The following is a 13,254-nucleotide window of genomic DNA, read 5'->3' as shown; positions in this document are numbered from 1 at the left end:
GCCGGTCCATGGGTGTCTGACGTCATCAACAATGTCGCCAATTCCAAATCCAAGCGCAATATCCGTCTGGTCAAGGGATCGCATATCATCGTGCCGAATTTCTGGACCGGGGCGCAGGCCTATGTGATGCCCGTGCCCTTCTTTGCCAACACCAGCGATGACCGAGAGATCCTGTTGGCGCAACGGGGCGTCAATGAGGTTTTCGAGCTGGCGGAAAGCGCACCACTGAAGATTGTCGGGATCGGTACGGTGGACACCGATACGCAGCTGGTCGCCTCAGGCATGATAGAACAGTCAGAGATTGCGGAGATTGCAAAATCTGGTGCCATTGGCGAACTGCTGGGCCATTTCTTTGACCAGGATGGTAACATCCTAGAAACACCCCTCACCTCGCGCACTGTGTCCGTATCCCGCAACAGCATGACCAACAGCAAAATCGTCGCCATCGCTGGTGGCGACCAAAAGGTGGATGCCATCCGCGCCATTCTCAACAGCCGCAATCTCTCTGGCCTGATCACGGATGAGCGGACGGCGCGCGCCTTGCTGGCCTGACATTGCATGCCAGTCATTGCATGCCAGTCATTGCAGGCCAGTCATTGCAGGCCAGTCATTGCAGGTCAGACCTGCTCACCTGTCAAATGCGTTGACCCGAACACGAAAAAGCCACCGTCGAAACGGTGGCTTTTGTCATTCAGCTCTCGGTCCCGCTTATTGGGGCGCAATCATCTTTTCAGGACGGACAAGCGTGTCATAATCCTCTTCGCTGACGAAGCCGAGCTTGACCGCTTCTTCTTTCAAAGTGGTGCCATTCTTGTGGGCTGTCTTGGCGATGGTGGTGGCATTGTCATAGCCGATATGCGGTGCCAGCGCCGTAACCAGCATCAGCGAGCGTCCCATCAGGTCAGCAATCTGCTCTTCATTGGCCTTGATGCCGACAACGCATTTGTCTTTGAAGCTGTTGCAGGCGTCACTCAACAGACGGATCGACTGCAAGGTGTTGAAGATGATGACCGGCTTGTAGACATTGAGCTCGAAATGCCCCTGTGAGCCAGCAATCGATACCGTTGTGTTGTTGCCCATCACCTGAGCGCACACCATCGTCATGGCCTCACACTGGGTTGGGTTGACCTTGCCAGGCATGATCGACGAGCCGGGTTCGTTTTCCGGCAGGGAGATTTCCCCCAGCCCCGAGCGCGGGCCGGAGCCGAGCAGGCGAATGTCGTTGGCGATCTTGAACAGGCTGACCGCGACACTATTCAACGCCCCATGGGCTTCGACCATGGCGTCATGGGTGGCCAGCGATTCAAACTTGTTAGGCGCGGAGGCAAATGGCAGATCGGTATAGTCGGCGACTTCTGCGGCAAACTTCTCGGCAAAGCCGATTTTGGCATTGATGCCGGTGCCAACCGCCGTGCCGCCCTGTGCCAGATCATAAAGCGCAGGCAAGGTGGCACGCACTCGGCGGATGCTGTTGCGGACCATGGCGACATAACCGGAAAATTCCTGCCCGAGCGTCAGCGGCGTTGCATCCTGCAAGTGCGTCCGGCCGATCTTAATGATGTCCTTGAAAGCATCGGATTTTGCTTCCAGAGCAATGGCCAGATCATCGAGAGCGGGGATCAGGCTCTTGTTGATCTCTTCAGCGGTCGCGATGTGCATCGCGGTCGGGAAGGTGTCGTTGGAGGATTGGCTGCGATTGCAGTGATCATTGGGATGAACTGGCTCCTTGGAACCCAGAATACCGCCCAGCAATTCGATCGCGCGGTTGGAGATCACCTCATTGGCATTCATGTTGGATTGGGTGCCGGAGCCGGTCTGCCAGACTGACAGAGGGAAGTGATCATCAAGTTTGCCTTGGGCCACTTCTGTCGCTGCGGTGACGATTGCATCGCCAACGGTCGGGTCGATATTATCGAGCGCCAGATTGGCTTTGGCTGCAGACAGTTTAACAATGCCCAGCGCACGGATGAGGGGTGCCGCCATTTTTTCCTCGCCGATCGGGAAGTTGATCAGAGAGCGCGCTGTCTGGGCACCAAAATACTTGTCCTCCGGCACTTCCAATGGGCCGAAGGAATCCGTTTCCGTTCGCATCGTCATGATCGTCTCCAAGCATGTGTTTTTAGCATTTGTTTCGGGCAATTGTTTTTGGCTGTCTCTGTGCAGATTGACACAGCACAAAGGAAAGGAACGACAAGTCCATTAGGATGAAGTTCGCCGTCTCTATGTTGAAGATATAATTCAAGTAATGTGCGTTTTAAAGGCTTGTTTTCCTTCATTTTGTCGCACCACAGGTTGTGGTGGCATGAAGCTCTGGATTTTGACCGCCAAGGGTTGAAAAATCCGGGAAAACAGCGCACTGATGGAGGCGAGCAAAGCTGATCGTGCAGCGAAGTCTGACCTTTTGCTTCCCGCACCTTCGGTGACATGCGCAAGAGTAAAAGCAAGTGGCATCACCGCCGCCTGTTTCGCTGAACGAGGACCAGATATGAGCTTTCAGGTGAACAAGCTCTTCCCACTCGGGAAGGATGAGACCCCCTACCGTAAATTGACGTCGGACTATGTGTCCGTTGAAACCTTCAAGGGCAAGGACGTCCTTATGGTCGAGGAAGAAGGCATTCGGTTGCTGACCGAACAGGCTTTCATGGACATCAACCATTTGTTGCGCCCGGGCCATCTGGAACAGTTGAGCAAGATTCTCGACGACGAGGATGCAACCGACAACGATAAATTCGTTGCTTATGACCTTCTAATGAATGCCAACATTTCCGCATCCGGCATCCTGCCAATGTGTCAGGACACGGGCACCGGCATCGTCATGGGCAAAAAGGGCTCACATGTGCATGTGGTCGGCTCTGACGAAGGCGCAATCAGCAAGGGCGTCTTTGATGCCTACGACAAGAAGAACCTGCGTTACAGCCAGCTGGCTCCTCTGACGATGTTTGAGGAAAAGAACACCGCCAACAATTTGCCAGCCCAGATCGATATCTTTGCCGATGGGGAAGACGAATATAAGTTCCTGTTCATCGCCAAGGGCGGTGGTTCGGCCAACAAGACCTTCCTTTATCAGGGCACGCCCGCTCTGTTGACCGAAGACCGGATGCTGGCCTTCCTGGAAGAGAAAATCAAAACCCTCGGCACCGCTGCTTGTCCTCCATATCATTTGGCGATCACTATCGGCGGTCTGTCTGCTGAGCTGAACATGAAGACCACCAAGCTGGCCTCGGCGCATTATTATGACACGCTGCCGACCAAAGGCTCTGAAACCGCGCATGCCTTCCGCGATCTTGAGATGGAAGAAAAGGTTCATAAGATGACCCAGCAGATGGGCATCGGTGCGCAGTTTGGCGGCAAATATTTCTGTCACGATGTGCGGGTGATCCGCCTGCCGCGTCACGGCGCTTCCCTGCCAATCTCGATCGGCGTGTCCTGCTCGGCCGACCGTCAGTGCGTTGGCAAGATCACCAAGGACGGGATTTACCTTGAAGAGCTGGAAGCCAATCCGGCGAAATATCTGCCGGACGTAGATGGTGAGGAGCTGGGCGGCGATGTTGTCAAGATCGACCTCAACAAGCCAATGGCAGAGCAGCTGGCTCAGCTGACCAAGCATCCGACCAAGACTCGTCTGTCTCTGTCCGGTCCGCTGATCGTGGCCCGCGATCTGGCTCACGCCAAAATCCGTGCCCGTCTTGAGGCCGGCGAGGAAATGCCGGAATATTTCAAGAACCATCCGATCTATTATGCAGGTCCGGCCAAGACACCGGAAGGCTACGCATCCGGGTCCTTTGGTCCCACCACGGCAGGCCGCATGGATAGCTTCGTGGATCAGTTTCAGTCCTTTGGTGGATCAATGATCATGCTGGCCAAGGGCAACCGCTCAAAAGCGGTCACCAATGCCTGTAAAGCCCATGGTGGATTCTATCTCGGATCCATTGGCGGACCGGCTGCCCGTCTCGCTCAGGATTGCATCAAGAAAGTCGAGTGCGTGGAATATCCAGAACTCGGCATGGAAGCCGTCTGGCGGATCGAAGTGGAAGATTTCCCGGCCTTCATCGTGGTTGACGACAAAGGCAATGATTTCTTTGCTGAACTGAATTTGGGTTAATCTTCAACAACCCGGATATCCATCCTCGGATATGAACACGAAAAGAGAAACCCGGCAGTCGCCGGGTTTTTTGTTATATATGAATCACTTGAATGACTTTATTGAAGTCTTGATGGAATATGTTGAAGTGTTGAATGAACGCGTCGGAACAGCCTTGAGCCTTCGGCTCAGAAGCGAATGCGCAATGCGATATTGCCTGCATGGTAGCGCTCGAAGCGATTGAAGGCACCGTGATAGCCCGCCGACAACGCCAGACTCTCGTCAACATTGAGCATGACGGACGCATAGAGATTGAAGATATCAAGCGGCGGTTTCGCTCCGACATATTGATAGCTGACACCCTGATCGGTGGAGATGCGGTTGGCATTTTCGAGTTCACCAAACCGATGCCCCCAATAACCGCCAACGGTTGGCACGATCGAGCTTTTGTCGAGCAGAATGACCGACGACAGGTTCACACCGAGCTTGGACGAACCGGTAAAGACCGTGTTCTTGGCGGTGATGATAGAAGCTGAGCTGTTGCCCTGCTCGACCACTTCGGCCTGCTTTAACCAATTGAGATCCACCCCGGCAAGGGGCTGAATCATCAAGCGCCCGACATTCCATCGAAAGCCTGTTTCAAAAGCGGCATTGATGCGGCGGTTGGTGAATTTGGACCAAAAATTGCGCAGGTCGCCCATACCGTTGATGTCGACAGTTCGGCTGGCGCTGTTCTTCTCCCAGCTATGAGTCGCCAAACCGTCGAGATACCACTTACCAACCTCGAGGGTGCCGGTGCCGCCAATCTTCCAGGCGGTGACATCGAGTTCGTTGTTGTTCTCGTGAATATCGACGGAGATGTCCGACACGGAGCCAAGCACGCCCAAACGCAGATATTCGTTTGAATAGAAATCCGTCCCGGCCATGATGCCGCCGGTCTGAATGCGAATACTTGCCAGTTGGGCAGTGGCATCCTTGTTGCCCAATGTGCCGAGCAACTTGAACCAGACCGCTTTTTCCAAAGGTGCCGCGCCATAGTCGAGCGGCTCCTCCTCACCATTCATGGCGTTGATCTTGTCCAACGCTTCGCTGCTTGAGCCCGTCGGCGCATAGTGCAATATGGCGGACCCAACGCTGACGCGTTGTGTGGGTGTCATCAAGGCGACACTGGCAGCATTGCTGTTACTGGCGGCGGCACTCACAGAGGAGGCATTGCCACTGGCCGATTTGCCATTGGAAGAGACTTCACCGACCTGTCTCTGATAGGACCAAAAAGCAGTCGGAATGCTGTTGCACAGATGGGGGCGATAGGCAGCATCGAAAACATACTGGAAATATTCGCCCAGATTACAGGTACTGCTGCAGAGCGGGTCGTAATTGGGGTCGGTTTTAACAGTGCTACAAGCGCTGACCTGTTGTGCTTTTGCATCTTCAGGAAGAAGGGCAACGGATCCGACAAGGAGCAATGCACCCAAAATCAGTTTTGCCAATCCATTCATGTCAATCAACCTTCGCGTGGCCACTCTCATGCAACCTAGCAGTCACACATCCACCAAACGCCACTCTACGTTAAAGAAGCACCCGTCGAAGCCCTTAGCACTTTTTGCGCCCTGTCGCCTAGATGGCTATGATTAAAACCAGAGAAAATCTGCCAAAATATATCGGAACGTTGCCGATTGGTCGTAGTTTCCCGAATGTTTCACCGCCGACAGGATCCATTCGTTTGTTGGAAAACAAGGTAAGGGAAGGCCTCACTTTTCGGCTATCAGCGCATGAGATTGGGCCGAAATATCGACTTCAACGTGTAGAAGATTGATTCGACACTCCTATTTGCTGCAATCATTCAACTTTTTCCACTCAAGAGTGAGTTGTGCCAATTTTCGGGGCAACTGATCAGTCAAGTGCCCTTAGGAAGAGTCCCAACTGTTGCGAAATCGCCACAACGTACATTTGCTTTGCATCAAAAACGCAAATGTGAACGCTTCCTAGCCAAAAAGCACTTGCAACGATCATCCTTTCTTAGGAAAGATCCTGTCAAAATTATCGCAATTTTTTCCTAGGCAGGGCTTCGTGACGCATGAATCTTGCGGATATAGAAGACTGCCTGAACCTTTCGATAAGTTCGGGGCAAACTTAATGCGCAAACTATTCTCTCTCGCCGCAGGCATGATTCTGGGTCTCACGGTTGCTGTCACAGGCGCCCAGGCATCCAAATATTTCGACATGACCACCAACACCTGGAAAGAAGTCAACGGGTCCGTTCGTGGTGGTCGTTCGCCGATTAAACGCAGCACCGTCAGCTATGATGGCAAATATGCGAATGCAGCAAAAGGCACCATCATCGTCAATACCAAGGAACGTCGTCTGTATTTCCTTCTTGGCGATGGCAAAGCCGTGAAATATGGCATCGGCGTTGGTCGTCCTGGCTTCCAGTGGACTGGCACCCATCGTGTAAGCCGCAAAGCGGAATGGCCGGGCTGGACTCCTCCTCCTGCCATGCGCAAGCGCGTGCCTAATCTTCCAGCCCACATGGAAGGTGGCCCAAACAACCCGCTCGGCGCTCGTGCGATGTATATCGGTTCCACCATCTACCGCATTCATGGCTCCAATGAGCCTTGGTCCATCGGTCAGGCCGTGTCTTCGGGCTGCATCCGTCTGGCCAACGAAGATGTGATCGACCTGTATGAGCGCGTGCGTGTTGGTGCCCGTGTTCACGTGATCCAGGCCAATCAGAAATAAGTCTGGACGTTTTCAGACAAAAGAAAGCCGGTTCCCTGTGAGCCGGCTTTTTTCATTTCACGCGTACCAACTCCATTCAGTCACGGCTGAGGCCGTTTTCCTCGAGCGCCTGAAGATACGCATTCCAGATTGCTTCATGGTCCCGGCCTGATTTCAGGAAATAGTCCCAGCTGAAATAGCCCGTGTCATGCAAGTCGGTGAAGGAAATGCGGACCGCGTAATTGCCAACCGGCTCGATTTTCATGATCTCGACGTCTCGTTTGCCGCCAACAGTCTTTCGTTCCTGTTCGCTGTGTCCCTGCACCTCGGCACTTGGCGATGTCACCCGCAGAAATTCCGCGGTGAAGACATAACTTTCTGCCGTGTCAAACGAGATGGTGAGCGTTTTCCTGTCTTCAGACAGGCGCAATTCGGTTGGCCATGGATTGGTCATGCAAGGCTTTCTTTCCTGTCGGACATCACCGCAGTTACGAAAAAGTCAAGTGTATCCTTCCAGACTTATGCCATGCTCATCTCCGGTTCAATGACAGTTTGCATGAAAATCACTTCACGCTTTGCTGAACCTCAGTAGGATTGACTAGGCCGCCCCGCACACCCTATCTTTCGTGCGAGATCCCAAACGACCCTGTCTTGTAAGAGAAAGAGTGACCCAATGCAGCATGATGAGTTGGCACAGGCAAACGCGCCATTGATCGATCCGTTTGGACGTCATGTCAACTATTTGCGTGTGTCTGTCACGGATCGATGCGATTTCCGCTGTTTCTATTGCATGGCCGAGAATATGAACTTCCTGCCCAAAAGGGAGGTCCTCAGCCTTGAAGAACTGGATCGCCTTTGCTCCTCTTTTGTCGCCCTTGGAGTGAAACGGCTGCGATTGACTGGCGGGGAACCTTTGGTGCGCAAGGACATCATGACGCTGTTCGGGTCCCTGTCGCGCCATCTGGACAGCGGAGCGCTGGAAGAGTTGACCCTGACGACCAACGGCTCGCAACTGAAGCGATATGCCAGTGAACTGGCGGCGCTTGGCGTGAAGCGGATCAACGTTTCTCTGGACAGTCTGCGCGAGGACCGCTTCAAGGAAATTACCCGATGGGGCCGTTTTGATCAGGTTATGGATGGTATCGAGGCCGCCCTTGCCGCCGGGATCAAGCTCAAGCTCAATGCCGTTGCCCTGCGCGGTGTGAATGACGATGAATATGATGAGATGATCCGTTTTTGCCACCAGCGCGGTATGGATGTGACTTTCATCGAAACCATGCCAATGGGCGAGATCGACCATGAGCGCCTTGACATGTATTTGCCCTTGTCGGAGCTCAAACGGGATCTGGCCCAGAGCTGGACTCTGGAGCCTTCAGCGCACAAGACGGGCGGTCCGGCCAGCTATGTGACGGTAAAGGAAACCGGAGGACGCGTCGGTTTCATCACGCCAATGACCCATAATTTCTGTGAAAGCTGCAACCGGGTCCGGGTCACTTGCACCGGCACTCTCTATATGTGCCTGGGTCAGGAGGATGCCGCCGATCTGCGCGCCCCCTTGCGGGCTTCCGAGAGCGATGGCCCGTTGACCGAGGCAATCCTGTCGGCAATTGCCCGCAAACCCAAGGGTCATGATTTTATCATTGACAGAGATAATAATCGCCCCTCTATTGGCAGACATATGTCTGTTACCGGTGGCTAGAAGATCAAGCATTCATCGCTTGTCTTGCTGCGTTTGCCGCCTCCCCGAATAAAGCAAGGTCTGACTTCATGACTACCGCGCCGCAAGGAACGGTCGCAACGCGCGTTGATGCGGCTGCGATCCGTACCGACAAAGGCAATCTGTATGGCATCATGATCATGCAGGTTGCGATCCTTTTCTTTGTGACCAACGATTTGCTGACCAAAATGGGTGGCGAATCCCTCTCGACTGGCCAGGTCGTGGTGGTTCGCGGCATTGTGGCCCTTACGCTGCTGGCCTGCATGTTGGCATGGACAAAGGAATATAAGCGTCTGCGGGCGGCTTTGCATCCGACAATCCTGTTGCGCGCGGCATGCGAAACCATCGCGGCTCTTTTGTTTTTGACCGCGCTTGCGCAATTGCCGTTGGCCAACATCGGGGCCATTATGCTGACGATTCCGCTGGCGTCGACAGCAGCGGCCGCGATGTTCTTTGGCGAACAGGTCGGGATACGCCGCTGGAGTGCCATTGTGGTGGGCTTTGTGGGCGTGATGGCGATCGTTCGCCCCGGACTGGAAGGCTTCACTTTCTATTCGCTCTTTGCGCTGGGCGCTGTGATCGGCGCAACAGCACGTGACGTGATCACACGCCGTATCCCGGTCGGTGCACCTTTGTGGGGCGTGACCTTCATCACCATGCTGATGTCAACCATCGGCGGTGGCCTGTTGAACCTGACGGAAAGCTGGGAACCAGTATCGACCATTAGCATGCTGATGCTGGCGCTGGCTGCAGTGTTCCTGACCCTTGGCCAATATGCCATCGTGATTGCGATGAACAATGGTGAGATCTCGGTGGTTTCCTCCTTCCGCTATATTTCGATGCCGATCTCGCTCTTCTATGGCTATGTCTTCTACAGTGACATTCCTGATCTGCAGACATGGTTCGGCATTGCCCTCATTCTTGCCTCCGGCATCTACACGATTTTCAGGGAGAGGACTGTCTCGCGCATGCGCCGGCAAGCCAAAGCCACAGAGGCTGCGGAATCTGGCGGTTAGTGGCCTTTCCAAGCTTCTGGTCCGTCTGCCAAAGTTGCCGTTCCGATTTTGCAGGTTCGACTCAAAAATGCGTATGCGTCTTGGCAGACCTTCGCTACAATGTTACATCCTAAAGGACGCGAGGCCTTCAAGCCCCCCTTAGTTGCCTTGCGCCCTCAATTCCCCCCTTTCGGTCTGCTGGTCTGTTTTTGTCCGCATTCAGGCCAAGTTTTGAAGTGATTTGTCTATGAGTCTTGCGACGCCAACCATGCGTGCGCCATCTGGTGCCTTATTGCCCTCCATCGTCATTCTGGTAGCGGTCACGGCCGTCAACCCGATGGCCGTGAATATTTATGTCCCTTCCATGCCGAGCGTGCAGGACCATTTCAACGCCCCTGCAACGCTGGTTCAGCTCACCTTGTCCCTTGGTCTGGTCGGAACGGCCTTCACTCAGCCAATCATAGGCCCCCTGTCTGATCAGTTCGGGCGCAGGCCCGTGTTGCTTGGTGGTTTGCTTTTCGCCGCACTGGCCTCGTTCCTCTGTGCGCTGTCTTCGTCGCTGGACATGCTTATCGTTTGGCGTGTCATTCAGGTGGCTGGCGGGGCTGCCGGGCTTGTCTTGGGCCGCGCCATCGTCCGCGACATCAGGAAACCGTCCGAAGCGGCGAGTATGCTCGGCTATGTGACAATGGGCATGGCGATGGCGCCGATGGTTGCGCCGATCATTGGCGGTGTGCTCGATGACCTCGCAGATTGGCGGGCGGGCTTCATCTTCACCGGATTGATGACGCTGATTGCGGTTGCCTGGGCTTGGTATTCTTTGCCCGAGACCAACAAGCATCTGGGTCAGGCCCCTTCGATCCGCGCCATGTTGGCAGATTATCGCACCCTGCTTGGTATGAGCAGCTTCTGGATCTACACCCTGATCAGCGCCTTTGGGGTTGGCACCTTTTTCGTTTTTCTGGGCGGTGCGCCCTATGTCAGCCAGAATATGTTCCATCTGACACCAACCCATTATGGCTTCTATTTCGTTCTGGTGGCAGTTGGCTACAGCATTGGCAACTTTCTGTCCGGTCGCTATGCCTCGCGGCTCGGCCTGTTCAAGATGATCCTGATTGGCTGTCTTTTGACGCTGGCAGCGTCCGCTTCGGTGGTCATACTAAGTCTGCTTGGCCTTGAAGGTCCGGCCTATCTGTTTGGTGCGACCTTCTTTCTTGGCATCGGCAACGGGCTTGTGATGCCCAGCGCCAGCGTCGGGGTGGTCAGTGTCATCCCGCGCCTTGCAGGCAGCGCATCCGGTCTGTCCGGCTCGATTGTCACTCTGGTCAGTGCCGGTTTCAGCTATATTGTTGCCTTCATGCTGACCGACAGCGTTCTGCCGATGGGGCTTTTGATGTGCTTCACCGCAGGCATTGCTCTCGTGTTTGGGTATCTGGTGCAGTTTCTCACCTTTGCCGAAACCGACTAAGGCCAACACACCTGCGGTAAACTGAAAAAGGAGCCGAAAGGCTCCTTTTTTGGTCTGGTCGTTGGATCGCGTAGATCCGTTTATTCAAAGACGATCTTTGGCACGACCCTGCCTGCATTTTGCAGTCCATTGGCGACCGACTGGGCCAGATTGAGATAGATGGCGGTGTGGTCACTATCCGGCTCTGTTGCAACAATCGGTGTGCCGCTGTCCGCCCGCTCGCGGATATCGATATGCAACGGCACTTCGCCCAGAAACGGAACATTGATATCGGCGGCGGTCTGACGCGCGCCGCCATGACCGAATATCTCGTGCCGTTCGCCGCAATTTGGGCACTGGAAGTAGCTCATATTCTCAATCAGACCAAGGATTGGAATTTGCACCTTCTCGAACATCGCGATGCCTTTTCTGGCGTCTAGCAAAGCCAGATCCTGCGGCGTGGAAATGATGACCGAGCCTGACAGAGGCACCTGTTGCGCCATGGTTAGCTGAATGTCGCCGGTGCCCGGAGGCATATCAACGACCAGCACATCAAGCTCGCCATTGATGTTCCAGGCCACATCGCGCAACATCTGCGTCAGGGCCGAGACGACCATTGGGCCGCGCCAGATCATCGGGGTATCTTCCTCAACCAGAAAACCGATCGACATGGCAACAATGCCGTAGGCCTCCATCGGCTTTAAGGTGCGCGTGCCTTCGATCATTTCAGGCTTGTCGGTAATGCCAAGCAGGCGCGGAATGGAGGGGCCGTAAATATCGGCATCAAGAATGCCGACCTTGAGGCCATTGGCTTTCAGGGCCAGAGCCAGATTGACGGCCGATGTCGATTTGCCAACCCCGCCCTTGGCCGATGAGACAGCCACGATGTGACGAACCCCTTCAACGGTGATCCGGGCGCTGCCGCCCTGAGCACGCTGTTTGGGCTGTTGCGGCGGTTTCGGGGCTGGATTGGGCTTGGCTGTCGCGGAGGCCGTACCGGGTTTGCGTTCAGCGGTCAGCGCGACCATCGCCTTTTCCACCCCCGGCACCGCAAGCACTGCACGTTCGGCCTGCTGGCGCACCGGCTCCATGGCCTTGGCCTCATCAGCCTCGACATTGAGCGAGAAGATCACCGATCCGTCCTTGATGAAAATTTCGGAGACCATATTGGCAGAAACCAGATCACTGCGCCCGTCGGGTGTCTTGATCTCTTTCAGCTTTGCCTGAATAGCGTCTTTGGTCACGGATGCATCTTTTCTATTTTTCCAAAACACGTGTGGCGGCCTTTTTGTTCAGTGAATGGGGCTGCAAACCATGAAGCCCGATCATGGATTCTTCGACCCTATCGCCCATAGCTGGCCATTTGCTTGCCGAAGGTCAAGGCCAAACGGGCGTTTTGTCGCTGCCTGTAAAAGGTACGGGTCACATGCGCAGTGCTCAAACCAGCGACAAGCTGGGCCTCAAGACAAGGCTTGATTATAGTCACGTGGTTTGCAAAGACAAACAGTCAGACTAGAAGGCCAAATACCCGGTGGAAGGATACCAACATGACAGGCGAAAAAGAACGGCTCGAAGCCCTTGATCTCAAAGCGATGGATCTGGCAGGTCAACTGGCTGCCTTTGATGGCGATCCCGCTCTGGCCCGCAATCGCTGGGCCCACAGGACCCTTGGGGTCGTGCTCGCAGGGGGGCAATCTTCGCGCATGGGGGGCCAGGACAAGGCATTGATCGAGATAGACGGCGAGACCATGCTCTCTCACTGTGCCGCTCGCCTTCAGCCACAGGTGGGCAAGATCGTGGTCAGCGGTCATGATGGTGACGAGCGCTTCGGAGCGAACTGGGATGTGGTCGCGGACCTTTTGCCTGACCATGCAGGTCCCCTCTCTGGTATTCTGTCTGCGATGCGGTGGGCAGAGGCAAACGCCCCGGAGGTCTTCTGGATCGCTTCGGTTGCAGTGGACACACCCTTCTTTCCCGACACGCTTGTGGACCGGTTCATCATGGCGATGGGTGGGCCGGAGCCCGCAATCGTGCTGGCGCAGTCCGGTGAGCGGGTGCATCCGACCTTTGGCCTCTGGCCGATTGCTCTGGCAGACAGTCTGGAAGCGTTTCTCGCTTCTGGCGAACGCAAGACCCGCCTCTGGGCCGAGAGCCAGACCTGTAGCCACGCCCATTTTTCCGGTCAGATGATCGACGATATCGAAATCGACCCTTTCTTCAACGTCAATGAACCGGATGATGTCCCGGTGGCCGAGGCCATTGCATCCGGCCTCAAGGAACAGACAGAAGGATGAGC

General features: G+C 54.9%; 11 protein-coding genes and 1 pseudogene. 7 read left to right on the top strand and 5 right to left on the bottom strand.

All coding sequences use genetic code 11. From position 1 onward, the window contains the following. Positions 1-105: 105 nt before the first annotated feature. Positions 106-552: pseudogene (locus FDK21_RS20980) on the top strand (sugar-binding domain-containing protein); the annotation flags it as partial. Between the two features lie 156 nt (positions 553-708). On the opposite strand, the gene fumC reads toward FDK21_RS20980, so the two are convergent. Together fumC and FDK21_RS17495 are read right to left on the bottom strand one after the other, a co-directional pair. Further along, a complete protein-coding gene (gene fumC / locus FDK21_RS17500) occupies positions 709-2,097 on the bottom strand; it encodes a class II fumarate hydratase (RefSeq protein ID WP_210238832.1) in 1,389 nt (462 codons plus the stop codon). A 141-nt stretch (positions 2,098-2,238) separates the two neighbouring features. Beyond that, positions 2,239-2,451 carry a hypothetical protein gene (locus tag FDK21_RS17495; RefSeq protein WP_138150274.1) on the bottom strand — a complete coding sequence of 71 codons (213 nt, stop codon included), beginning with the start codon at positions 2,449-2,451 and terminating at the stop codon, positions 2,239-2,241. 34 nt (positions 2,452-2,485) lie between these two features. Between FDK21_RS17495 and FDK21_RS17490 the strand changes: the two genes are divergently transcribed. Beyond that, positions 2,486-4,102, top strand: a complete 1,617-nt coding sequence (locus tag FDK21_RS17490; protein ID WP_138150273.1) for a fumarate hydratase — start codon at positions 2,486-2,488, stop codon at positions 4,100-4,102. Positions 4,103-4,269: 167 nt separating this feature from the next. Here FDK21_RS17490 and FDK21_RS17485 read toward each other — a convergent pair whose 3' ends face one another. Beyond that, positions 4,270-5,580, bottom strand: coding sequence for an autotransporter outer membrane beta-barrel domain-containing protein (locus tag FDK21_RS17485; RefSeq protein ID WP_171022140.1), 1,311 nt, complete (start codon positions 5,578-5,580; stop codon positions 4,270-4,272). A gap of 637 nt (positions 5,581-6,217) precedes the next feature. Between FDK21_RS17485 and FDK21_RS17480 the strand changes: the two genes are divergently transcribed. Next, positions 6,218-6,820, top strand: a complete 603-nt coding sequence (locus FDK21_RS17480; RefSeq protein WP_114010287.1) for a L,D-transpeptidase — start codon at positions 6,218-6,220, stop codon at positions 6,818-6,820. A gap of 76 nt (positions 6,821-6,896) precedes the next feature. Here FDK21_RS17480 and FDK21_RS17475 read toward each other — a convergent pair whose 3' ends face one another. Continuing rightward, positions 6,897-7,253 (bottom strand): DUF971 domain-containing protein, encoded by a 357-nt coding sequence (locus FDK21_RS17475; protein WP_138150270.1) that lies wholly within the window; start codon positions 7,251-7,253, stop codon positions 6,897-6,899. 219 nt (positions 7,254-7,472) lie between these two features. Between FDK21_RS17475 and moaA the strand changes: the two genes are divergently transcribed. The 3 genes from moaA to FDK21_RS17460 all read left to right on the top strand — a co-directional run bounded on the left by moaA (position 7,473) and on the right by FDK21_RS17460 (position 10,979). Then, positions 7,473-8,498, top strand: a complete 1,026-nt coding sequence (gene moaA, locus FDK21_RS17470) for a GTP 3',8-cyclase MoaA (RefSeq protein ID WP_138150268.1) — start codon at positions 7,473-7,475, stop codon at positions 8,496-8,498. 68 nt (positions 8,499-8,566) lie between these two features. Then, on the top strand, positions 8,567-9,532 hold the full coding sequence (locus FDK21_RS17465; RefSeq protein ID WP_138150266.1) for a DMT family transporter: 966 nt from the start codon (positions 8,567-8,569) through the stop codon (positions 9,530-9,532). 226 nt (positions 9,533-9,758) lie between these two features. Beyond that, the gene (locus FDK21_RS17460) at positions 9,759-10,979 is read left to right on the top strand and encodes a multidrug effflux MFS transporter (protein WP_114010283.1); all 1,221 of its coding nucleotides are present in this window, start codon (positions 9,759-9,761) and stop codon (positions 10,977-10,979) included. 80 nt (positions 10,980-11,059) lie between these two features. Here FDK21_RS17460 and apbC read toward each other — a convergent pair whose 3' ends face one another. Beyond that, the gene (gene apbC / locus FDK21_RS17455) at positions 11,060-12,202 is read right to left on the bottom strand and encodes an iron-sulfur cluster carrier protein ApbC (RefSeq protein ID WP_246657613.1); all 1,143 of its coding nucleotides are present in this window, start codon (positions 12,200-12,202) and stop codon (positions 11,060-11,062) included. A gap of 303 nt (positions 12,203-12,505) precedes the next feature. On the opposite strand from apbC, the gene mobA reads away from it, so the two are divergent. Continuing rightward, positions 12,506-13,252, top strand: a complete 747-nt coding sequence (gene mobA, locus FDK21_RS17450; protein WP_138150264.1) for a molybdenum cofactor guanylyltransferase MobA — start codon at positions 12,506-12,508, stop codon at positions 13,250-13,252. Positions 13,253-13,254 lie beyond the last annotated feature (2 nt).

Origin of the sequence: Cohaesibacter sp. CAU 1516, from assembly GCF_005771485.1 — a bacterium.
In the GTDB taxonomy this organism is placed as follows: Bacteria; Pseudomonadota; Alphaproteobacteria; order Rhizobiales; family Cohaesibacteraceae; genus Cohaesibacter; species Cohaesibacter intestini.
Note: the sequence above shows the minus strand (reverse complement) of the source record. Positions and strands in the feature narration are given on the sequence as shown.